Origin of the sequence: Collinsella sp. LCP21S3_A9 (genome assembly GCF_052118785.1) — a bacterium.
Taxonomy (GTDB): Bacteria; Actinomycetota; Coriobacteriia; order Coriobacteriales; family Coriobacteriaceae; genus Collinsella.
Map to the genome: position 1 here is coordinate 21,471 of NZ_JBQKGN010000012.1, position 23,691 is coordinate 45,161.

The 23,691-nt window shown below is 52.7% G+C and carries 17 protein-coding genes and 1 tRNA gene; 13 read left to right on the top strand and 5 right to left on the bottom strand.

The genetic code is table 11. The annotated features are described in order from the left end of the window. Window positions 1-231: 231 nt before the first annotated feature. The 5 genes from glgA to glgB form a co-directional block, all read right to left on the bottom strand. Window positions 232-2,328, bottom strand: a complete 2,097-nt coding sequence (gene glgA / locus ACTQ05_RS06315) for a glycogen synthase GlgA (RefSeq protein WP_441538391.1) — start codon at window positions 2,326-2,328, stop codon at window positions 232-234. A 90-nt stretch (window positions 2,329-2,418) separates the two neighbouring features. Beyond that, complete coding sequence (gene glgD / locus ACTQ05_RS06320) at window positions 2,419-3,546, bottom strand: glucose-1-phosphate adenylyltransferase subunit GlgD (RefSeq protein WP_441538392.1); 1,128 nt, start codon at window positions 3,544-3,546, stop codon at window positions 2,419-2,421. A 4-nt stretch (window positions 3,547-3,550) separates the two neighbouring features. Continuing rightward, window positions 3,551-4,699, bottom strand: coding sequence for a glucose-1-phosphate adenylyltransferase (locus ACTQ05_RS06325; protein ID WP_441538393.1), 1,149 nt, complete (start codon window positions 4,697-4,699; stop codon window positions 3,551-3,553). 105 nt (window positions 4,700-4,804) lie between these two features. After that, window positions 4,805-7,231 (bottom strand): glycogen/starch/alpha-glucan phosphorylase, encoded by a 2,427-nt coding sequence (locus ACTQ05_RS06330; protein ID WP_441538395.1) that lies wholly within the window; start codon window positions 7,229-7,231, stop codon window positions 4,805-4,807. 94 nt (window positions 7,232-7,325) lie between these two features. Further along, window positions 7,326-9,611 (bottom strand): 1,4-alpha-glucan branching protein GlgB, encoded by a 2,286-nt coding sequence (gene glgB / locus ACTQ05_RS06335; RefSeq protein WP_441538441.1) that lies wholly within the window; start codon window positions 9,609-9,611, stop codon window positions 7,326-7,328. A gap of 331 nt (window positions 9,612-9,942) precedes the next feature. Here glgB and ACTQ05_RS06340 point away from each other — a divergent pair, with 331 nt between their 5' ends. From ACTQ05_RS06340 to ACTQ05_RS06400, 13 genes are all read left to right on the top strand, one after another. Beyond that, entirely contained in the window at window positions 9,943-10,632 is a 690-nt protein-coding gene (locus ACTQ05_RS06340) for an HAD family hydrolase (protein ID WP_441538397.1), read from the top strand. Between the two features lie 9 nt (window positions 10,633-10,641). Beyond that, the gene (locus ACTQ05_RS06345) at window positions 10,642-11,283 is read left to right on the top strand and encodes a thiamine diphosphokinase (protein ID WP_441538399.1); all 642 of its coding nucleotides are present in this window, start codon (window positions 10,642-10,644) and stop codon (window positions 11,281-11,283) included. Between the two features lie 251 nt (window positions 11,284-11,534). Further along, window positions 11,535-11,610, top strand: a tRNA-Ala gene (locus ACTQ05_RS06350). 782 nt (window positions 11,611-12,392) lie between these two features. Then, window positions 12,393-12,944 (top strand): antiterminator LoaP, encoded by a 552-nt coding sequence (gene loaP, locus ACTQ05_RS06355; protein WP_441538401.1) that lies wholly within the window; start codon window positions 12,393-12,395, stop codon window positions 12,942-12,944. Window positions 12,945-13,031: 87 nt separating this feature from the next. Further along, on the top strand, window positions 13,032-14,912 hold the full coding sequence (locus tag ACTQ05_RS06360; protein ID WP_441538403.1) for a polysaccharide biosynthesis protein: 1,881 nt from the start codon (window positions 13,032-13,034) through the stop codon (window positions 14,910-14,912). Window positions 14,913-14,929: 17 nt separating this feature from the next. Beyond that, a complete protein-coding gene (locus tag ACTQ05_RS06365; protein WP_441538405.1) occupies window positions 14,930-16,147 on the top strand; it encodes a DegT/DnrJ/EryC1/StrS family aminotransferase in 1,218 nt (405 codons plus the stop codon). Further along, on the top strand, window positions 16,147-16,839 hold the full coding sequence (locus ACTQ05_RS06370) for a sugar transferase (protein ID WP_441538406.1): 693 nt from the start codon (window positions 16,147-16,149) through the stop codon (window positions 16,837-16,839). The genes ACTQ05_RS06365 and ACTQ05_RS06370 overlap by 1 nt, the downstream gene beginning before the upstream one ends. After that, a complete protein-coding gene (locus ACTQ05_RS06375; protein WP_441538407.1) occupies window positions 16,840-17,592 on the top strand; it encodes a glycosyltransferase family 2 protein in 753 nt (250 codons plus the stop codon). Window positions 17,593-17,759: 167 nt separating this feature from the next. Further along, window positions 17,760-19,073, top strand: coding sequence for a nucleotide sugar dehydrogenase (locus ACTQ05_RS06380; protein ID WP_441538409.1), 1,314 nt, complete (start codon window positions 17,760-17,762; stop codon window positions 19,071-19,073). Between the two features lie 3 nt (window positions 19,074-19,076). Then, complete coding sequence (locus ACTQ05_RS06385) at window positions 19,077-20,192, top strand: glycosyltransferase family 4 protein (protein WP_441538411.1); 1,116 nt, start codon at window positions 19,077-19,079, stop codon at window positions 20,190-20,192. Beyond that, complete coding sequence (locus ACTQ05_RS06390; protein ID WP_441538413.1) at window positions 20,186-21,529, top strand: hypothetical protein; 1,344 nt, start codon at window positions 20,186-20,188, stop codon at window positions 21,527-21,529. Before ACTQ05_RS06385 ends, ACTQ05_RS06390 begins: the two co-directional genes overlap by 7 nt. Window positions 21,530-21,547: 18 nt before the next feature. Beyond that, on the top strand, window positions 21,548-22,735 hold the full coding sequence (locus ACTQ05_RS06395) for a lipopolysaccharide biosynthesis protein (RefSeq protein WP_441538415.1): 1,188 nt from the start codon (window positions 21,548-21,550) through the stop codon (window positions 22,733-22,735). 193 nt (window positions 22,736-22,928) lie between these two features. Next, complete coding sequence (locus ACTQ05_RS06400; protein WP_441538417.1) at window positions 22,929-23,600, top strand: AAC(3) family N-acetyltransferase; 672 nt, start codon at window positions 22,929-22,931, stop codon at window positions 23,598-23,600. The last annotated feature ends 91 nt before the right edge of the window (window positions 23,601-23,691 follow it).

The window sequence follows — 23,691 nt, forward strand, 5'->3', positions numbered from 1 at the left end:
CTAGCGGCGCTTGCGGGTGGCCGTTGCCTTGCGGACGGAGGTCTTCTTGGTCGGAGCCTTTTCCTCGGCTGGAGCGGCGGGGGAGACCGGGGCCTTCTTGGCGGGTTCGGTCTTTGCCGTAGCCTTTGGAGCCGTCTTGACCTCGGCGGCCTTCGGTTCCGGCTCGGCCTTTACTGCGGGTTTGTCCTTGGCTTTAGCCTCTGCCTTGGGAGCGGCTGTCTTGGTCGTAGCCTATTTGGCCGTTGTCGTGGCGCGCTTGCGTGTGGTGGTCTTGGCGGCCGGCTTTGCCTCGACAGCTGCCTTGGCCTTGGGCTCGGAGGGCGCCTCCTCGACCTTGACGGCGGGCTTTGCAGCAGCCTTCGGGGCCGTCTTCGCGGCGGCCTTCGTCGTAGCAGCCTTGGTCGCCGGCGACTTCGTAGCCGTGGCCTTCTTGGCGGTCGCGGTCTTGGTCGCGGTCGTCTTCTTGGCAGCGGTCTTGGCCGGAGCCTTTGCCGCGGTCTTAGCCTCGGCAGTGGCAGCCTCAGCGGTGGCCTCGGCCTTTACCTCGGGAGCGGCCTCGGCTTCGACGGCCTTCTTGGCAGCGGTGGTCTTGCTCGTAGCGGCCTTCGTGGTCGTGGCCTTCTTAGCCGCCGTCTTGCGGGTCGTCGTCTTCTTGGCGGCAGGCTTCGCCGTGGGCTTTACCTCGCCGTCGTCAGCCGGCTTCTCCTCGGCCTTGGGCTCCTCGGCAGCAGCGGGCTCCTTAACGGGTGCCGCAGGCTCGGCCTCGGCAGCAGCGGGCTCCTTAACGGGTGCCGCAGGCTCGGCCTCAGCGGCAGCCGGCTCCTCCACGGCCGCAGCAGCCTCCACTGCCACCGGCCTCTCAATCTCCGGGTGCATAAAGAAGTACAGGTCCAGATACTTATCGGCCGAACGTGTCCAGCTAAAGTCCTGGCTCATGGCCTGCGTGACCAGCTGATTCCAGGCCTCGCGGTTATCCCAGAACAGGCGAGCCGCGCGGAACACCGCGTCGCCCATCTCGTCGCCGTTAAAGTGACTAAATGAGAAGCCCGTGCCCTCGCCGGTAAACTCGTTGTACGGTTGCACGGTGTCCTTCAGGCCACCGGTCTCGCGCACAATGGGCAGGGTGCCGTAGCGCATGGCGATGATCTGCGACAGGCCACACGGCTCAAACTTCGAGGGCATCAGGAACATATCGGCGGCGGCGTACATGCGCTGCGAAAGCGCCGGGTCAAACTCGATACGCGCCGCCATGGTGCCGGGGTATTTGTACTGGAAGTAGCGCAGGCCGTCCTCGTAGTCGCGGTCGCCGGTACCCAGCACGGCCACCTGAACGCCACCGGACAGGATGCGGTCGAGCGCGTACATGACCAGGTCCATGCCCTTCTGTCGCGTCAGGCGCGTGACCATCACCATAAGCGGGCGGTCGTCGCGAATCTCGAGCCCCAACTCCTCCTGCAGTTTGGCCTTGCATACGGCCTTCCCCGCACGGTCATCAACCGTGTAGTTGGCGGCAATGCGCTTGTCGGTCGCCGGATCAAAACCCACAACGTCAATGCCGTTGAGGATACCCTGCAGAGCGTACGAACGCTCGCGCAGCACGCCGTCCAGGCCCTCGCCAAACTCGGGCGTCTGGATCTCGCCCGCATAGGTGGGGCTCACCGTGGTGATGGCATCGGCATAGTGCAGCGCGCCCAGCATATAGTTAATGCTGCAGGCGTCACAGCGCAACTGCGTGGCGGCTGCCGGAATATGCGCCATACCCAGTATGTCTTCCATCACGGTGTCGCTAAACTGGCCCTGGAACGCCACATTGTGGATCGAGAACACGGTCTTGACGCGGTCGTACAGCGGCAGGCCTTGGTAGAACTCTCGCAAGAACACGGGCGCCAGCGCCGTCTGCCAGTCGTTGCAGTGCAGGATGTCGCACTCAAAGCCTTCGGGCAGGTGCTGCAGGCTCTCGGTGATGGCCTTGGAGAAAAACGCGAAGCGCTCGCCGTCGTCAAAGAAGCCGTAGGGATAGTCGCGCGCAAAGTAGTGCTCGTTGTCCACGAACATATAGGTGACGCCGTCGTGCTCGAGCTTCTCCAGCCCGCAGTACTCGTTGCGCCAGCTCAGGCTCACGTAAAAGTCGGCAAAGTGCTCCATCTGCGCCTTGTACTCGTCCTTGATGGTGGCGTACTTGGGCACCATCACAATGACTTCGGCGCCAGCGCGCACGAGTGCCGCAGGCAGCGAGCCCGCCACGTCACCCAAGCCACCGGTCTTAACAAACGGCGCGCACTCTGCCGAGGCAAACACGATCTGCATCTTTTTGCTGGTTTGTGCCATTTTGTCTCCCATGTTGCAATTCGAGAATAGTCGCCTGGCGCTAACCGGGCGACTATTCTACAAGTTACGTGCGATTATGTGGTGCCAACGTTAACGAGCGATGGTGGTATCGGAAGTTAACGGAGCCTTGCCCAGCACCAGGATGTTCTCGGGCGTACCGCGAAGCTCGGTGTTGGTGGGAACCACGTTGTTCTTGTCCAAGATGGCGTTCTCAACACGGGCGCCGCTCTTGATGATGGAGCTCTGGTTGATGATCGAGTTGGTCACCGAGGCGCCTTCCTCGATCACAACGCCGCGCGACAGGATCGAGTTGCGCACGGTGCCCTTGATGATGCAGCCGGCCGAGATGATCGAGTTGCAGGCGTGGCTGCCGGTCGCGTAACGCGAAGGCGGCACGTCGTGGGCCTTGGTCAGGATCGGGCGCTCGGGGTCAAAGAGCTGATCGGCCACGGTCTGGTCGAGCAGGTCCATGCTGCGACGATACAGCGACTTCTCGCTAAACACGCCCACGACCTCGCCCTTGTACTCATAGCTGCACACGTCGATGTTGCCAAAGTCGCCCTGGAGCGCCTCGAGCAGGTCCAGATAATCGGCGGCCTGGTAGTGGTCGATGATCTCGAGCAGCGTCTCGCGGTTGACGATGCAGCAGTCCATAGAGGCGTTGTCGCCGTACGCGACGCCGGAGCTCACGCCCGTCAGGCGGCCGTTCTGGTTGATATCGAGCTTGGTCTCGTCTTCGACGTTGTGCGTGGCCTTGCAGTACACCACGGTCATCTGGGCACCGGATTTCTCGTGCGCCTCGATGATGGTGTTGAGGTCCATGTTAAAGATGACGTTGGTGCCCATCATCACAACATAGGGCTTGTCCGAGCGCTGGAACAGCGTCTTGTTGGAGATGATGTCGCGGAGCAAGAAGCGCATGCCGCCCTTGGTGGTGCCATACGCGTTGCCGGGCACCATGAACAGGCCGCCCTTCTTGCGGTCCAGGCCCCAGTCCTTGCCCGAGCCCACGTGGTCGATCAGCGAGCGGTAGTTGCCCGGCATGACAACGCCGACGGTCTTAATGCCGGCATTCATCATGTTGGACAGCGGAAAGTCGATCAGGCGGTAGCGGCCCAAAAACGGAACGGACGCGATGGGGCGATCCTTGAGCAGCACGCTGCCGTAGGTCGAAGAGTAGTTAGCGGTGATATAGCCGATGGCCTTGCGATTGATCATCGGATCATTCCCCCTTCCCGACAACGACGTCATTTCCAACGACGGCCGTATCCTTGGTGGTATCGACAGAGCCGAGCTTCACGCCCTCTTCGACCGTGGAGTTCTCGCCCAAAATAGCGCGGCAAATGTGCGCGCCGCTCTTAACGTGCGCACCCGGCAGCAGCACGGAGTCCTCGACCACGGCGCGCTCCTCGATGATGACATCGGTCGAAAGGATCGAGTGGCGAGCGGTGCCGTAGATCTTGCAGCCATTGGAGACCAGGCAGTCGTCCAGGCGACCGTCCGGGCCAATGTAGTGCGGCGGACGCGTGGTGATGTTGGACATGATGGGGAAGCTCTTGTCAAACAGATCGAACTCGGGGTTGTTGCCCAGCAGGTCCATCGAGGTCTCGTGGAAGCTGGCGATGGTGCCAACATCCTTCCAAAAGCCGTGGAACTCGTAGCTGTACAGGCGCTTGTCCTCGGCGAGCAGCTTGGGGATGATGTCCTTGCCAAAGTCGTGGCTCGAGCGCTGGTCCAGAGCGTCCTCCTCGAGCGCCTTGATCAGCACGTCGGCCGAGAAGATGTAGATGCCCATGGACGCGAGGTTCGAATCGGGCTTCTCGGGCTTCTCCGTGAACTTGGTGATGCGGCCGTCCTCGGGGTCGGTGGTCAGGATGCCAAAGCGGCTGGCCTCCTCCCACGGCACGGGCATAACGCTCACCGTGAGGTCGGCGTTGTTCTCAATGTGCGTCTTGAGCATCTTGCGGTAGTCCATGCGATACAGATGATCGCCCGAAAGAATCAGGACGTACTTGGGGTCGTTGGACTTGATGTAGTCGAGGTTCTGCGTGATGGCGTCGGCCGTGCCCGCATACCATGCGCCACCGGTTTGCGTCTCGTACGGCGGCAGGATCGACACGCCACCGTCGCGGCTGTCCAGATCCCACGCCTCGCCAGAGCCCACGTAGGCATGCAGCAGATAGGGACGATACTGCGTCAGGACGCCCACCGTGTCGATGCCCGAATTGGAGCAGTTGGACAGCGAAAAGTCGATAATGCGGAACTTGCCACCAAAGCTAACCGCCGGTTTAGCGATCTTTTGGGTGAGTGCCCCCAATCGGCTTCCCTGTCCTCCTGCGAGGAGCATCGCGATGCATTCTTTCTTACTCATCGGTTTCTCCTTCTGTCATCGATGTTCCTAAACCCATTAGCGACGGGCGCGGCGCTCGGTCGCGCCCGTCGAGTAATGCCGTGCGGCAAAGGGAACTCGCGGCCTTTAAGCGTGCCAGATCTCGTCGCGGTACTCGCGAATGGTGCGGTCGCTCGAGAACCAGCCGCTCGAGGCGGTGTTGAGCAGCGCCTTGCGGTTCCACGTCTCCTGGTCGCCATAGCTGCCCGTGAGCTTCTCCCATGCATCCACGTAGCTGCGGAAGTCTGCCATGACCAGGTCGGGGTCGTTGTTGTTCATAAGCTCGTTGTAGATGCTCTCAAAGTTGCCCGAAAGGCCGGCAAACGTGTTGTCCTTGAGCTCATCCATCACGCGGCCCAGACGTTCGCGATCATTGTTGAGCGTATCCCACGCAAAGTAGCTGTTCGATGCCCAGAGCTGCTCGACCTCGGGAGCGGTCAGGCCAAAGATCGCCTCGTTCTCGCGGCCGGCCAAATCGGCGATTTCGATGTTGGCGCCGTCGAGGGTGCCCAGCGTAATGGCGCCGTTCATCATGAGCTTCATGTTGGACGTGCCCGAGGCCTCCTTGCCAGCTGTGGAAATCTGCTCCGAGATCTCGGCGGCAGGGTAGATGAGCTGTGCGTTGCTCACGCGGAAGTTGGGGATAAAGCAGACCTTCATGACTTCGTTGACGCGCGGGTCGTTGTTGATGACCTCGGCCACCGAGTTGATCAGGCGGATGGTCTCCTTGGCAAAGGTGTAGCTCGAGGCAGCCTTGCCGCTAAAGATAAAGGTCGTCGGTGTCACGTGGAAGTTGGGATTGGCGATGCGGCGGTTGTAGATGTCCATCACCTTCATGATGTTCATGAGCTGGCGCTTGTAGGCATGAAAACGCTTTACCTGAACATCAAAGACGGTGTTGGGGTCAATAACCAGACCGGTCTCTGCCTTAACGTAGGCGGCAAGACGCTCCTTGTTGGCGCGCTTGGAGGCACCCACGGCCTTCAGGAACTCGGTGTCGTTCTGGAACTCCCTGAGTTTCTCCAGCTCAAAGGCGTCCTTCAGCCAGCCGTCGCCAATGGCCTCGGTCACGAGCTTGGCGTAGGTGGGGTTGGCCTCGGCAAAGAAGCGACGGTGCGAGATGCCGTTGGTCTTGTTGTTGAACTTCTCGGGCGTCAGGGCATAGAAGTCCTTGAGCACATTGTTCTTGATGATATCGGAGTGAATCTTGGCCACGCCGTTGACGCTGTGGCTGCAGATCACGGACAGGTTGGCCATGCGAACCTCGCCGTCCCATAGGATGGCGGTCTGGCGCAGACGCTCCTGCCAGCCTTCCTGCGTCGTATCGAACGACTCATGCCAACGACGGCTGATTTCGTCGATGATCTGGTACACACGGGGGAGGAGCTTGGAGAACGTGCCGATGGGCCACTTCTCCAGGGCCTCGGGCAGGATGGTGTGGTTGGTGTAACTCACGACCTGCGTCACGATGTTCCAGGCGTCATCCCACTCGAGCTTCTTCTCGTCGATGAGGATGCGCATGAGCTCGGGGCCGCACATGGCGGGGTGCGTATCGTTGGTGTGGATGGCCACAAACTGCGGCAGTAGCTCCCAGTTCGCGCCGTGTTCCTTCTCAAAGGTGTCGAGCAGGCTATAGATACCGGCCGAGACAAACAGGTATTCCTGCTTCAGACGCAGCAGACGGCCGTGCTCGCCGGCGTCGTTGGGGTAGAGGATGGCGCTGATGGCCTCGGCCTCGGCGCGCTCGGCGTCGGCCAGGGCGTAGTCGCCGCGGTTGAAGGCCTCCAGATCGAAGTGCTCCTCGACCGGCTCAGCGGCCCAGACGCGCAGCTTGTTGACGGTCTCGCCGGCATAGCCCACCACGGGGATGTCGTAAGGGACGGCCAGGATGTCCTGCGTGTCCACGGTTCGATAGAACGTGCGGCCGTTCTCCTCAAAGCCCTCGACGCGGCCACCAAACTTAATGGTCACGGCCTTATCCTGACGACGGACCTCCCAGGGATAGCCGTTGGTGAGCCACTCGTCGGTGGTTTCGACTTGGCTGCCGTTGACGATCTCCTGTTTAAACAGGCCGTAGCGGTAGCGCATGCCGTTGCCGTAGCCGGCAATGCCCTCGGCTGCCATGGAATCCAGGAAGCATGCGGCCAGACGACCCAGGCCACCGTTGCCCAGCGCCGGATCGGGCTCCTGGCTCTCGATGACGGACAGGTCAAGGCCCATATCGTCGAGCGCCTCGGCGACCATGTCGCGCACGCCAAAGTTGAGCAGGTAGTTGTCGAGCAGGCGGCCGATCAAAAACTCGATCGAGAAGTAGTACACGCGCTTCTTGCCCTCGGCGGTGGCGCGGGCGTCGCTCTTGGTGGCAACGGTGCGCGCCTTTTCGGCCACGAGCTTGGCCAGGGCGTTAAAGCGATCCAGGTCGCTGGCGGCCTCGACGCTCTTGCCGCTAATGCTCATGACGGCATCGCGATAGAGCTCGGTAAACTCCTGCTTGTTGTCGAAGATCTTATTCATACGTTCCTTTCCCCCGGGGATGTTTCTCCCGGAACGGTTGTGACTTGTATCCTACGCCCCGCTGGGACGGGTAATTACAGCTGTAACGGCTTTGTTACGCATCCTTAGGTGACGACTTAACAGAAGCAGACTTGGCTTTGGTAGCGGCCTTTTTGGCAGTCGGCTTCTTGGTCGCGGTAGCCTTGGCAGCGGGCTTTGCGGCGGCCTTAGCCTTAGCCTTGGCCTTGGTCGTCGTAGCCTTCGCCTTGGCCGGAGCCTTCTTGGCGGCCGCTGGCTTGGGCTTCACCGAGGACGCACGCTTGCGGGTCGCCTTCTTGGGCTCCTCGACCACGGGCGGCTTATAGCTGCTGGGGCCGCGACGCTTAAGCACCACGCCTGCCAGGCTGGGCACCTTAATCTCGATGGAGTCCATCTGCCCGTTCCAGGGATAGGGCTCGCTCGAGCAGGTGTAGGGCTCCTCGCCAGCATAGCCGCTGCCGCCAAACTCGGGACGGTCGGAGTCAAAGATGACCTCCCAGTCGCCCTCACGCGGCACGCCCACACGGAAGCTCTCGTAGGCCGCCGGGTCAAAGTTGATCAGGATCACGAGGTCGTCATCGACGTTTTCGCCCTGACGCACAAAGCTCACGATGGACTGCTTGGAGTTGTCCGCGTCGATCCAGGTAAAGCCGTCGTCGTTGTAGCCGCGCTCGTACAGGGCGGGCTCGGCGGTATACAGGTGGTTGAGCGCCTTAATGAACGCCTGATGGTGTGCATGGGTCTCATACTGCTCGGTCAAGAACCACTGAATAGATTCGTAGTAGCGCCACTCGATAAACTGGCCGATCTCGTTGCCCATAAAGTTGAGCTTGGCACCGGGGTGCGTCATCTGGTAGAAGGCGAGCGTGCGCAGGCCGGCAAACTGGCGCCACCAGTCACCCGGCATGCGGCCGATGAGCGAGCACTTGCCGTGCACGACCTCGTCATGGCTCAGCGGGCAGATAAAGTTCTCGGTAAAGGCGTACATGATGGAGAACGTGAGCAAGCCATGGTTGCCGGGGCGCCACGGAAAATCGGTCTGCATGTAGTGCAGGGTGTCGTTCATCCAGCCCATGTCCCACTTGTAGTGGAAGCCCAGGCCGCCGTCCTGCGGCGGATAGGTCACAAGCGGCCACGCGGTGGACTCCTCGGCCATCATCATCACGTCGGGGTAGTGCGCCTCAACAGCGCAGTTGACCTGACGGATAAACGCGCTGGCGTCCAGGTCCTCCTCGGTACCGTACTTGTTGAACTTCTTTTGGCCAGGATCGTCAATGCCAAAGTTGAGGTACAGCATGCTGGACACGCCGTCCATGCGAATGCCGTCCACATGGAAGTTCTCGATCCAGTACAGCACGTTGGAGACCAAGAAGGAGCGGACCTCGCCGCGGGCGAAGTCAAACTTGTGCGTGCCCCAGTTGGGGTGAATCTCGTGCTCAAACAGCATGTGGCCGTTAAAGGTGGCAAGGCCGTGGGAGTCGGCGCAAAAACCGCCGGGCACCCAGTCCATGATCACGCCGATGCCCGCCTCGTGGCACGCATCGATAAAGTGCATGAGCTGCTGCGGGTTGCCGTAGCGCGACGTGGCGGCAAAGTAGCCGGTCGTCTGGTAGCCCCAGGAGCCATCGAAGGGGTGCTCCATAAGCGGCATGACCTCGATATGCGTGTAGCCCATATCGCGCACGTAGTCCACGAGCTCCACCGACAGGTCGTCGTAGGTGTAAAACTCGCCGCGCTGCGCAGGGAAGGGGTCCATGGGACCGGGGTAGTTGCCGTACTCGTCCGGCTCGCCCTGTGGCTCGTCTCCGTGGCGCTTCCACGAGCCAATATGCACCTCGTAGATGTTGAGCGGCTGCGACATGTGGTTGTGGCCGGCGCGGCGCTTAAGCCATGCGGCGTCGTTCCACTGGTAGCCATCGAGGGTCCACAGCACGCTCGCCGTTCCCGGAGGGCACTCGGCCTTAAAGGCGTACGGATCGGCCTTGTAGAGCTTTTCGCCCTCGTTGGTCTCGATGAGGTATTTATAGAGCTGGCCCTGCTCGGCGCCAGGAATAAAGCCTTCCCAGATAGCGCTCGTGTGTACGGGCACCAGCGGGTTGGCTTGTTCGTCCCAATTGTTGAATTCACCGATAACGTGGACGCTCTTAACGTCGGGCGCCCAAACGCAAAAACGCCAGCCGCGCGTGCGCTGCTGCGTGTCGGGATGCGCGCCCATCTTTTCCCAACTGCGCTCCCACATTCCAATGCCAAACAGATAGACATCGTCCTTGGTGAGCTCCGATGCGTGCGGGGCGGCTTTACGGGTAGCGGGCTTTTTGGTTGCTGGCTTTAGCTTTGTATCGCTCACGTTTGATCCCATCATGACGCGGCAGCGTGTTGCCTTGGTGACTAGATGCGAAAGGTCCAAGGCTGCACGAATCGAAGGGACGGCGATAGCTCTATGAGTCGTCCCACCTCGCGTGCACGGTGGAACTTTCGGCAAAAACCACAATAACACCTGTCCGTTACTTTTATGGACGAAAGTGGATTTACGGTGGCGTTTAATCGGTGAGCGCCATGTTTATGCCACTGACAGAATTGCGATGGTAAAACTCTTGACAGTTTTACCAATTAGGGTTTCAAAATTTTTAGATTTACGTTTGGTAAAACGTTTTTAGCAGGTTGTTTACCATTTGACATTGAAAGGTTTGCGAATGAACCACACAGCCGCCTCTAATGTTGCTTTTATTTTTGATTGCGACGGCACACTGGTAAATAGCACCCCCGTTTGGGGCTATGCGCAGCCCGAACTATTGCGGCGTTACGGCATTGATGTAACGGTCGACGATTTTGCCCAGTTTGAGCATTTGTCGCTCGAGGACGAGTGCCAGGCCTACCACGACACGTGGGGCATTGGCGAAAATGGCGAGGAGCTGTATCGCGAGCTGAGCGACATCCTGATCGATGGCTACTCCAAGGTGCCGCCGCGCGAGGGGCTCCTGGCATTTTTGGAGCAGGCGAAATTGGCCGGCATTGCCATGTGCGTGGCCACGTCCACGCCGGCCGAGCTGGTGCAGTCCGCACTCGCGGGTGCGGGGCTCGACGCCTACATGGAGTTTATTACCACGACGGGCGAGGCAGGCCGCTCCAAGCAGTTCCCCGATGTGTACGAGCTGGCGCTGCGCCGCCTGGAAGAGCGCCACGGGCACCAGTTTGAGCGTGCGTGGGTGTTTGAGGACGCCGTCTTTGGCCTTAAGAGCTCTGGCACTGCAGGCTTTAAGCGGGTGGGCATTTATGACCCACACGGCCGTATGGAGCGCGACGAGGTTCGCGATAACTGCGATATCTTTATCGATAGCTATGAGGACCTGGATCTGGCCCGTGTGCTTGCATTTGAGGGCTAGGCGAGGGCCGTGGCTTGCAAGGTATTAGTAGTTTGTGGTTCGCCCGTGGTGGCGAGCGCGGATCTGTTGCGTCGACTAGCGGGGGAGTGCGACCACGTTGTCGCCGTGGACCGCGGGCTCGACGCGCTGCTGGGGGCTGGCCTGGGTTGCGACGTGTATGTAGGAGATGCCGACACGGTGAGCGACACCGGTCGCGCGTTGGTCGATGCCGCCGAGGCCTTTGAGGTTGAGCGACATGACCCCTACAAGGACTATACCGATTTGGCACTTGCACTCGATTCCGTCCGACGCCGCTGGCCGGGTGCCGAAGTGGTTGCGACCTGCGCCACCGGCGGTCGCCCGGACATGGCCCTGTCTGTGTTAGGGCTACTGGCAGGCTATGCGGACGCCCCCGTCTGGATCGAAGAAGACGAAGTGACGGCCAGAATCCTGCACCAGGACGAGACCTGGACCATTGAGGGCGCCGAGGGCAAAACCTTCTCCATCATCGCCATAGCCCCCAACACAGAAATAAGCGAACACGGCCTAGAGTGGGAACTGGACCACGCCCCGCTAGCCCTACTAGCCGACACCGGCATCTCTAATGTCGTAAGGAAAACGGCCAAGATTCAAGTCCACCAAGGAACGGCCATCGCTTACCTTTACAAGTAAGGTGCCGCGGCGTCAGGGTTTTATCGGGACGGTGGGCGAGTAGGCAATCGCCGCGTGAGGGTTTTATCGGGACGGTGGGCGAGCAGGCAATCGCCGCGTGAGGGTTTTATCGGGACGGGGCTGAATTAGCTGGTTTTGGCAAAGCCAAAACCAGCTAATTCAGCCCCGTCCCAGGAAAACCCGTAAGAAAAAGTTTCAACAAAAATCTCTTGCATCAAGTAAAACATTCCCCTATAGTACTACCTCGTCACGGGGGCGTAGCTCAGCTGGGAGAGCGCTTGACTGGCAGTCAAGAGGTCAGGGGTTCGATCCCCCTCGTCTCCACCATCGTGAATGCAAAGGCCTTCGGAAAACCGAAGGCCTTTTTTCATACGTGTCCACACTACAAACCAAAGTGACGCTCGCACCAACCTGCAAAAAGTTGCGCAATTACCTCCCCGTTTTGTACAAAGTTTGTTAGCCAAACATAATAGTTTGAGCAATTCATGCCGCCAGTAATACATCTCAGGCAGTGCTCACCAACCCACATACCCCCATAAACCTGCGGCAATGTGTGCAAGGCGGCACAATATCCCCCATAACCACGGCAAGTAACCAATATGTTGCTCAACATACCCCAAATCGTATGGGCTATCTGCTGTGCTAGGATAAATAACGTTACATGGGTTCAACTGTGTTCACGGCTCCAGCAAGCCGCAAAGCACAGGGTCGATCAGCATCCGGCCGTAACGGCGGTGCCAGAAAAACCACGAGCTCCAATACCGTCGTCATGCGTATCGCATCGAATGACTTTGTGCTTGTCTATGTGCAAGCTGTTCTTTCGATTCGATATTCCATGACTCATCGCAGCAGTCCTACAGCTGTTTGCGTGCGATTCAGTTTTGTTCCCGCTTGACTGGATCGCACGCAGCCAGCTGGGGTCGCGGTCATTTTGCGATACACGTCCGCGACTCTAGCAACTGCACTTATACATACCGTTCACGGTGGGGCAGAGCCACGCGCTTGTCTAACTGGGCTCAGGGTTTGAATATGGAGCGCCTTCGCGCACAAGCGCCCTGGCGAAGCCATACCTAAACCCCGTGAGCCACACGTAAGACAGCAAGGGGGTGGTGCTCGTGTGGTATGTGATTCAGGTCATTAATGGTCGCGAAGATGTAATGCGCGAGCGCATAGAGCATGTGGTGCCGGCTGGCGCCATGCAGGAGCTCTTTTATCCCCAATTTCAAACCGAGATTAAAGTACACGGCGAATGGGTCAATACGACCAAGCCGCTCTTTCCCGGATATCTTATCTGCGACACGGCAGATCCCCGCACCGTGCAACAGTATCTGCTACGTATGGACGACTTTGCCCGGGTGCTATCCCAGGACGGTCAGTTTGTGCCGCTGGCAAAAGAAGAGGTTCAGCTTATTGGCAGCTTTACTCATGCGGGAGACCGCGTTGTGCCCATGAGCGAGGCCTTAAAAGACGGCGACCAGGTCGTAGTGACGGCTGGTCCGCTGCTGGGCCATGAAGGCCTAATCAAAACCATTAACAGACGCAAGAGCACTGCTTATTTGGAGCTCGACTTGTGCGGTCGACGCGTAACCACCCGCGTTGGCCTTGCCGTGCTTTCAGCCGAGCAGCGCGCAATGCGAAACCTTAAAAAGGCGATCGCCTAGCTGCGGGCGACTGTTTAACGGGACAGGGAGGATCCCCGGGGGCGGGGACGTAGGCAACGGGATCAATAGGGAAGAGAAGACAAGATCTTGAATACCGAATCTAAGAGTGCAAAGCAAAAGGGGAAGTTAAGCGCCTTCGAACCGTACGCGTTGATGGCATATGACATCGCGGCAACTTTTATTGCCGTGTTTGTCTCATCGTGGGGAACGCAACATTGGGCGACGATAAGCGGTGCAGCCGGCGCATGCCCGGCTATTCTTGTGCTTGCGCTTGTTAACGTTGTCGTCTTTTGGTTTTTCCATATGTATAGCAGTTTGTGGCGCTATGCGAGCATTTCCGAGGCTGGACGTATTGTTGCTGCTGTAACGGTAGGCTCAGTCATTGGCGACGTTATCTTTAACGTGTTATTCGGCAAGGGCATGACCCTTCGTGAGGACGTCATGGCCTGGGCCGTTGTCCTTATCATTTGCGGCGGTGGCCGCTTCACCATTCGTGCAATTTATGGTAGCCAGGCATGGCGTTTTAAAAGCAAATCAGATGCTCATTTACCTCGTACGCTCATCGTGGGAGCAGGGGAGACCGGTTCGCTTACTATTAAGCGCATGCTTAGCAACGATCCCGATATGGTTGGAGATCCTGTTGCCGTCGTTGATGACGATCCCAATAAACAAAATCAGCGAATTCACGACATTAAAGTCTGCGGTACCTGTGCGGATATTCCGACGATTGCGCATGCCTGTGAAGCCGAACAAATCGTAGTCGCCATTCCAAGTGCTACTTTTGATGAACGGCAGAGAATCTATGACCTCTGCATGAAAACGGGGATTAGGGTATTAACCTTGCCCAATGTGCGCGACATTCCTATAAGCGGTCTTGGCAGGGTTGCCCTTCGCGAAGTCGAAATCAGCGATTTGCTATCTCGTGAAGAAAAATCACTTAATCTAGACCAGATGGGCTATGTTGCGGGCAAACGCATTTTGGTTACCGGCGGTGGCGGTTCTATCGGTTCTGAGCTCGTGCGTCAGCTACTTCCGGCAAAGCCTGCTCAAATCATTTTGTTCGATATCTACGAGAACACGACGTATGAGCTGTACCACGACATTATCAAGTCGGCTCAGGACCAAGGCACTGATATTCAGGTGTTTATCGGTTCTATCACGCACTCGCCTGCAATCGAGCATGTTTTCGAAACTTATCAGCCGCAAGTTGTCTTCCACGCGGCGGCACACAAGCATGTTCCCCTTATGGAACATAATGCGCGTGAGGCAATTGAAAATAACGTGTTTGGCACCCTCAATGTTGTGCGATTAGCTGATAAGTATCAGTGCAGTCATTTCGTACAAATTTCTACTGATAAGGCCGTTAATCCCGCAAATGTAATGGGTGCCACCAAACGCATGGACGAGATGATCGTTCAGTATTATGCGGCCAACAGCAAGACCATTTTTACTGCAGTCCGTTTTGGCAATGTTCTTGGTAGCCATGGTTCGGTCATCCCGCTCTTTAAGCGTCAACTTCACGAGGGCGGTCCTATCACCATTACGCACAAGGACATTACGCGTTACTTTATGACGATTCCCGAGGCCAGCAAATTGGTCATTACTGCCGGTGCGCTTGCTCATGGCGGCGAGATTTTTGTTTTGGACATGGGTGAACCGGTCAAGATTTATGACCTCGCGATCAATCTCATCACGCTTAGCGGTCTTAAGCCCGGCAAGGATATCGAGGTCAAAGAGGTCGGCCTACGTCCTGGTGAAAAAATGTATGAGGAGCTCCTTATGGACAACGAGCAACTCCTGCCTACCGAGCATTCCGAGATTCGTATTTCCACAGCCGAGGCAGACAAGATGGAAGAGATTAAGGACAAGCTCGAAAAGCTCGAGGCCTGTCTGAATGGCACGAACGACGAGATTAAAACGGTTCTTGCCGAAGTTGTCCCAACGTATCAACCACAGTACAACGACTAGTTGGAAGAGGCAGAATAATGACTGTAAAGATGAACATCCCGTTTTCGCCGCCTGATATTACCGAGGCAGAAATTGTCGAAGTTGCTGAAGCCCTTCGATCCGGATGGATTACTACTGGTCCTCGTACCAAGAAACTCGAAGCCAGGTTGGCAGATTATTTGAAAGCCGAAAGGGTCTGCTGCCTAAATTCACAGACTGCATGTGCAGAAATGGCGCTTCGTCTTCTTAATGTGGGACCTGGCGATGAAGTAATTGTTCCAGCTTATACTTACACGGCAAGCGCCTCTGTTGTGTGCCATGTGGGTGCCAAACTCGTGCTTATCGATTGCCAGCCGAATAGTTTCGAAATGGATTACGATGCTGTTGAGGCTGCCGTCAATGAGAACACCAAAGCAATTATTCCTGTTGATCTTGGTGGTGTTCCTTGCAATTACGATCGTATTTTCGAAATCGTTAAGTCTAAGCGTAATTTATTTAAACCAAATGGCGAAATTCAGGAAGCTCTTGGGCGCATCGCGGTTTGCGCAGATACTGCCCATGCCTTAGGCGCAACTTGGCATGGCAAGATGGTTGGCTCTATCGCCGATTTCAGCTCGTTCAGCTTCCATGCAGTAAAGAATTTGACCACCGCCGAGGGTGGTTGCCTTGCTTGGCGTGCCATTTCTGGCATCGACTCTGAGGCCATGTATAAGAAGTTGCAGCTCCTGAGTCTTCATGGCCAAAGCAAGGATGCCCTAGCTAAGACCAAGCTTGGTGCTTGGGAATATGACATTATTGGTCCTTGGTATAAATGCAATATGACTGACATGCAAGCTGCTTTAGGTCTCGTTCAGCTCGATCGTTATGAGGGCATGCTTGCGCGACGCAAAGAGATTATCGAGCGTTACAATTCTGCTGTGACCCCGCTGGGTATTGAGCCGCTAAATCATTTTACAGGCGAGCGCCAGTCTTCGGGTCACCTGTATATTTGTCGTATCCCCGGGTTTGATCTCGAAAAGCGCAATGAAATTATCATAAAGATGGCAGAGCTTGGTGTTGCTACAAACGTTCATTACAAGCCTTTGCCCATGCACACGGCATATAAGAATCTTGGATTTGACATTTCTGATTTTCCGAATGCTTACAAGCATTTTGAGAACGAAATCACATTGCCGCTGCATACTCGCCTTACTGACGACGAAGTCAATTACGTCATCGACTGCTTCAAGGCCTGCCTCTTGGAGCTTGGTGCGTAGTGGGACTGCTATCATGGGCTGATTTGCCCAACGATATACGCGTTGATGAGGTTCGCCCATACTATGACGAACTTGCAGGGCATCGTATGGGGCTATTCGCGAAACGTTTTTTCGATATATTTGGTTCCTTATTTTTATTTGCCTTAACTTGGTGGCTATTCATCATTCTCGCTGTTGCAATTAAGCTCGATTCTCCCGGTCCGGTTTTTTTCCGCCAAGAAAGAGTTGGGCGATACGGCAAGACGTTTCGTATTTTCAAGTTCCGAACCATGTGCGTCGATGCCGAGAAAAAGGGCGCACAAGTCACCAGTGCTGGTGACTCTCGTATAACGCGTGTTGGTTCCGTTATACGTAAATGTCGACTCGACGAAGTCGCGCAGCTGATAGATATCCTGCGCGGAACCATGAGCTTTGTCGGCACCCGCCCCGAGGTTCCTCGTTATGTAGCGGCGTATACACCCGAGATGCGAGCAACTTTGCTTCTCGCTCCCGGTGTTACTTCGAGAGCGAGTATTGAGTTCAAAGATGAAGATGCCTTGTTAGAGGGTGCAGAGGACGTTGATAGCGCATATATCAATCTGGTGCTGCCAAAGAAGATGGAATTAAACCTGCGCGATCTTTCCCACTTTAGCTTTTGGGGAGAGATTGCCACGATGTTCGCTACTGTTGCCGCAGTGGCTAGGAGAGATTAGATGCGAGACGGTCTTGTATCGGTTATTACGCCGGCATATAACTGCGCACAATTTATTGGAAAGACCATTGAGTCAGTTCAGGCGCAAACCTATGGTAACTGGGAAATGGTTATCGTGGATGATTGCTCTACCGATAATACCCGGGAAGTTGTTGAGTCCTATTCCAAAAATGATTTTCGAGTTCGTTACATTTGCTTAGATAAAAACTCAGGAGCAGCAGTAGCAAGAACTGAATCAATGAAAGCTGCCAAGGGCGAATATATGGCCTTTTTGGATAGCGATGACATGTGGAAACCTGAGAAGTTGGCTAAACAGTTGGCTTTCATGCGCGAGGAGGGACATCCCTTTTCATGCACCGCCTATGAGCAAGTTGATGAGCAGGGAAATCCGCTAGGAAAAGTAATTAAGACTATTCGCCGAACTAGCTACAACAGGCTTCTCCTTGACTGTCCGGTCGGCAATTCAACCGTCATGTACAGCGTTCGTGCGATGGGGAAATTTGAGGTTCCAAACATTCGTAAGCGGAATGATGATGCGTTATGGCTGCAGATGTTAAAGAAGGAGCCTTATATCTGGGGAATGCCGGAAATCCTGTCAGAGTACCGCGTTCGCGAAGGATCAATTTCGCACAATAAGTTTGATCTGGTGAAGTACCACTGGAAGTTATATCGCGAGATCGAGCATCTAGGCATTGCGCGGTCGAGCTTCCATATTGCTATATGGGGATTCATCAAGTTGCTTCACATTAAATGAATACTTCTGTTGCAGCGAGTTTTTATTCTTGGAAGCCCCATTTCTTTATCTATTAGCTCTTCCGCCTATCTTTCACCTGATTCAAGTTGAAGATGGCTGCTGAGTTGAATGGAAATTTCGGTTTTATTGGTATCAGGTTAGTTTGTTTTTAGAGCTAGGAGAGTCAAATGAGTATTTATCAACAATTGATCGATGGCAAAACGAAGCTTTCTCTTGTAGGGCTCGGCTACGTCGGGATGCCTATTGCGGTTGAATTTGCTAAACATGTTAAAGTGATTGGCTTTGACATCAATGAGCGCAAAATTGCTCAGTACCGCGAGGGCAAGGATCCGACGAATGAGGTTGGCGATTCTGCGGTCGCCAGTTCTTCGGTTGATTTTACAAATGATCCGACAAGGCTTGAGGAGGCACGTTTCCATATCGTTGCTGTTCCTACTCCCGTTAACCAAGACAAGACACCGGATTTATCTCCGGTGATTGGGGCTTCGAAGACCTTGGGTGCACACCTGAAACCTGGCTCTATTGTTGTTTATGAATCCACAGTGTATCCTGGTGTGACCGAAGATATTTGCGTTCCCATTCTTGAGAGTGAAAGTGGCCTTAAGTGTGGTGTCGATTTCAAGGTCGGTTATTCGCCCGAGAGAATCAACCCAGGCGATAAAGTTCATACTCTAACGACTATTAGAAAAATTGTTTCGGGACAGGACGCCGATTCATTGGCCGAAATTCAGAACGTCTACGATATTGTGATTGCTGCAGGAACATTTCCTGTTTCCACTATAAAAACAGCTGAAGCAGTTAAGGTTGTGGAAAACTCGCAACGTGATATCAATATCGCTTTCATGAATGAGCTTGCGATGGTTTTCGATCGAATGGGAATCGATACCTCTGAAGTTATCGCTGGCATGAATACCAAGTGGAACGCTCTTGGTTTTAGACCAGGATTGGTTGGAGGCCATTGTATCGGTGTTGACCCCTATTATTTCACCTATGAAGCAGAAAAACTGGGCTATCATAGTCAAATTATTTTGGCTGGGCGAAAAGTGAACGATGGCATGGGTGAGTTTGTTGCTGACGCCACTATTCGCGAAATGGTTCAAGCTGGCCTTGCTCCTGCAAAGGCTAGGGTCGGTGTTCTTGGCATTACTTTTAAGGAAAACTGCCCGGATGTTCGAAACTCGAAAGTTAACGATATTCTAAACAGACTAAATCAGTATGGAATTAATCCGTTGGTATGTGATCCTTGGGCAGATGCTTCAGATGCAAAAGTTTCATACGGCGTTGATCTCGTATCCCTTAACGATATTAAGGAGTTAGATGCCTTGATTGTGGCCGTTGCACACGATAAGTTTGTAGAAATGAATAGCGAGGATATCAAGGGTTTGTTTGCCTCCAAGCCTAATTCTGAAAAGGTTCTCGTTGATGTTAAAAGCATTCTTGATAAATCCGATTTTGAGGATTTTCGGTACTGGAGGTTGTAAGAGTTGATTAATGCACTGCAGATCTGTTCTTACTATTCCAGTAATTTCTATAAGCTCCTATTTAAAGAGCTATCTCAATTTAATATTAATTCCACGGTCTATTATTTTGCGGAAAATGGAACGCAACCTGGTCATTTGACTCCCGATGTTAAATTTTCAGAATGCTACGGATCTTTCGATAGACTCTTTTTTAAGAAAAAAGAAGACAAAGTTCTTCAGGCGTATGACGCATTAGGACTTGGGTCTAATTTCGACATAGCTCATGCTCACAGCCTCTTTGCAAATGGTTATATCGCCTATAAGCTTAAGAAACGCTTTGGAATTCCCTATCTTGTTGCTGTGCGGAACACTGATGTAAACGTCTTTTTTAAATATATGCCATGGTTGCGAAAGCTAGGCCTTGACATCATGGAAGAAGCATCACATATTGTTTTTATTTCTCCGTCTTATAAAAGTGCCGTTTTTGAGACATACGTTCCAAATATGCTTAAAGCTGAGTTACTAGATAAAACTGATGTAATTCCCAACGGGATAAACTCACTATTTACTTCCCAAAGACCACCCAGGCACGTAGAAAAGCAGAATGATGTAATCAATCTAATTCAAGTAGGCGATGTCTGTAGGAATAAAAATCAGGCAGGAGTTATCGCAGCTTGTCGTGATCTAGAAAAAGCCGGATACCAGGTAAAGTACCACGTTGTTGGTAAGGTGATAGAGCCCAAGATTGGTAAGATGCTAGCCAAGAAAGGTGCTATGTTAAATCCTGCTGTTTCGCAGGTTGATTTAATTGATTTCTACCGTTCGAGCGACGTTTTCGTTATGCCGTCTTTTACTGAGACATTTGGTCTTTCCTATATTGAAGCAATGTCACAAGGACTACCTGTTATTTTTTCAATTGGTCAGGGAATTGATGGCTATTTCGAAAAGGATACAGTAGGTTTTGCGGTTAATCCTAGTTCTCCGAAATCGATTGCAGAGGGTATTATTAAAGCCTATAACTCTCGGGCCAGCATGAGAAATACTTGTATTGATAAGGCTCGGGATTTTGATTGGAAGAAAATAGCCGGTAATTACCACAGAATATATTCCTCAGTTTTGGCTAGCGAGGCAAAATGGTAAGCCAAGTTCATCAGGAATCGGATGCAGGGATTTCAAACTTGAAATCCGTCTCGGTTAGTGCAATCGCAGAAGGTCTAGCTGCTATTGTTTTAATGCGAGTACTTTTAGATTTTTATTACGTTGACTTTGTTGTTCCGAACTACTGCTATCTTTATCATTTTTCCTTTTTTCCTACGGTTGAAAGAGCTATTGTTTCTTGGCTGATGCTTATGCTCACTGCCCCTTTGGTTTTATTAAAGGTAGAATCCCAAAGGACGTCAGATCTTTTATTTACCCTCCTCTATATAATTTCCTTTATACCGACAACGTCGATTGTTGCATTTCAAGGCGTTTTTTCCTGGCAATTCGTGGCTTCTTTTTTCACATATTGGGTTGTATTCATCTTTGCGCAGTTTCTAATACCTACTGTTAAGTTTAACGGAGCTTCGAAGGAGTCATCTTCCATTGGTTCTGCAGCCATTCTTGCTGTGTTGGTTCTTTCTGTTCTCGCTGTTTGTGCTTTATATTCCGGTTTTCATTTCACTTTTAATTTAAGCGATGTATATGAGTTGAGAATGGAAGCCCGCCAATTCAAGATGCCTCTTCTACTAACATTTTTATTCTCAGCTGCGAAATACGTACTTCCTTTGTATTGTGTATTATTTTTATCGCAGGATCGGAAAACTGCGGCAGTACTTGTGGCGTTGGTTCAATTTCTGGCCTTTTCTGCTGATGGAACTAAATCAACTTTTTTTGCATTGGTATTTGCTATTTTGGCTTATCGTTTTGCACGGATAATTGATTGTAAGCTGCTAATTAGAGCATTTGTTGCTCTATTTTTAATTTCGTTCATCTTGTATTTATTGCACAGCACTGGAGTTGTTAATTATTTAGTAAGGAGAATTTTTCTAATTCCTGCGCTTCTGAATTACAGTTATTACGATTTTTTTTCAAGTCATGCAATTGATTTATACAGACAAAGTTTGCTTTCCAAAATTGGAATTAAATCTGCTTATAGCATTGATATAGCTAGAGTAATCGGTCTCTATTGCTTCAATGATCCGGCAATGAATGCAAATAACGGACTGTTTGCTGATGCGTATGCGAATCTTGGAATAATCGGATGTTTAGTGATGCCTTTGGCTGCAGTATTAGTTTTCCGTTTCATTGAGGCGTGTGCGAGCGGTATTTCCGGAAAGGTATTAGCCGCTGCATTAATTTCCGCATCATTTACTTTCAATTCATCTTCCTTTTTCACTGTTCTTCTTACGCATGGTGTTGCTGCGTTGTGTCTTGCGCTTTATTGGCTTCCGCGCAACTCGGCTGATAAGTCAATTAGTAAAATTTTTTCTCAATAAACGAAGGTTGTGCATCGGATGAATAAAAAGAAAGCCGTGATAGATGTCTTTCTTAATATAGTTGCAGTTGCATTGCCAACGTTGGTACTGCAACTTATTGCGTTCCCCTTAGTCGCGGGCCATGGAAATGGTCAAGCTTACGGTCTACTTACAGCTGAGTACTCGCTTATGAGCTTATTACCTGGAACTCTTGGAACAGCACTGAATAATATTAGGCTTCTTCACGATGGAAAATACGGAGAGAGCAGCGGTGACTTTCAGTTGCTATGCTTCAGTTCCTGTGGCTTAACGATCTTAGGAACCTTACTGGCATTAGTTTATATGGGTGTTGATAGCCTCACTGGACTTATTTATGCTTGCCTCGCAAGTGTCCTTTGGTGTGTCCGTGAGTATCTGCTAGTGGCTTTTCGTATACAAATCAATTACAAATTGATTCTTATTAATAACGGGCTTCAAGCTATTGGGTATCTTCTTGGCTGTATTATTTATTTACAAGGTGGAGATTTCGCACTCGTTTTGCTTGCGGGGCAATTTCTTCCAATTTTGCATTTGAGTTTATTTAGCGATCTTTGGCGTGAGCCTTTGCGTAAAACACCGTCTCTTGGCTATATGGCGGGTGAAACCTCAATGTATGCTCTTTCTGTCTTTCTTGGTCGAGCACTGACTTATTCGGATCGAATTTTACTGATTCCAATTGTTGGTGCAAGCTTAGTTGGAGCCTATTACGCATCTTCGCTCGTTGGAAAAATACTGTCTATGATCGTTAGTCCTTTGACGACAGTAATGCTAACTTATTTGGCCAAAGCTAAAGGAAGGTCAGATAAGCAATTTTCTATCACGTTTGCTTTTGGGTCAATTCTAGTAGCTGTTGGAATGGTTGGAGTCATCTTATTTGCCAGACCTGTCCTCGCGGTTCTTTATCCAGCCTACGTCGATACTGCAATGGAATTTGTGTACATTGTTTCGCTATCTGGACTAATCAACACATTTGCTTCCATGCTAAACCCATTTATTGTCAGGTTTTATCCGATGAAGTGGCAAGTAATTATTAATGCTTCCGTTTTAATTGCTTACTTGGTTTTCTCTTTTGGGTTACTGAGTGCATTTGGACTCATTGGTTTTTGTATTGGAGTCCTAGCTGCCAATATCCTCAAGCTTGCACTAACTGTTGGTATTTACTGCCGATCTCGTGTGTTGGAAGGCTGATAAAATTGCTGCACGATTTTGCCCGGAAGGCAGTTGGGGCTAAGAATCATGAACCAATTAGAGATGCCCTAAGACGGCATGAGGTGTGCGCCCTGTCTAAGATTGATCGAAGCATAATTTATCAAGATGACCTAAGGCTTGCCCTTCGCAGTGTCGGCATCAACCCCGGAGATATTGTTATGGTTCACTGTGGATGGCGCAGCTTCTATGGATATATGCGCGGGGGGGGTCGCTCTCTTCTTTAGTTGATATGCTGCGTGCTTTGGTTGGTGATAGCGGAACTTTGCTAATGCCGAGCTATGGATACTCGAAAGATTTTTTCGATGTCAGGAATACTCCTTCGAATGCCGGTGCTTTGTCTGAGATGTTTCGGCTGCAGGCTGATGTTGTTCGTTCTGCTGTTCCTCATTTTGCAATTGCGGGCATCGGACCAGCCACCGAAATGCTATTCCAGGATTCATTTAATTGCTCCTACGGTTTTGATGACTGTGCACCGTACACTAAGTTTCTTCATGCAGGCGGGAAGGTCCTTCTATTAGGATTGCAAAAACATCCCTGCAAGATCAGCGCATTTCATCGAGGGATTTGGCTTGCTGATTCTAATGGGCATATTCCGCCAGATTGGGTACAGCAGGACCATATGCATTTAATTGATGAATGTGGCAACACTGAAGAGAGGCTTGTGCTTCGCAAACGTGCAGGTATCAAAAATGACAATGCTGTATTCCGTGCAGCATTTGATAGAGTGCCTAAAGAACAGGTGAACCTTGGTGCTCTCAATATATGCTCTTTCAAGGGTAGTTCTGCTGTCGACGTGGCGTTCGCTTGGTCTCGTGCTGGGAGATTTCTCTATAGAGGAATGTAAGTTGTTATTCGGGTACCTATTCATTTCCCCTTTAACCTACCTTTACATGGAGTTCAAGCGTTTTGGGAATAACTCATCTTTGCTAGTCGAA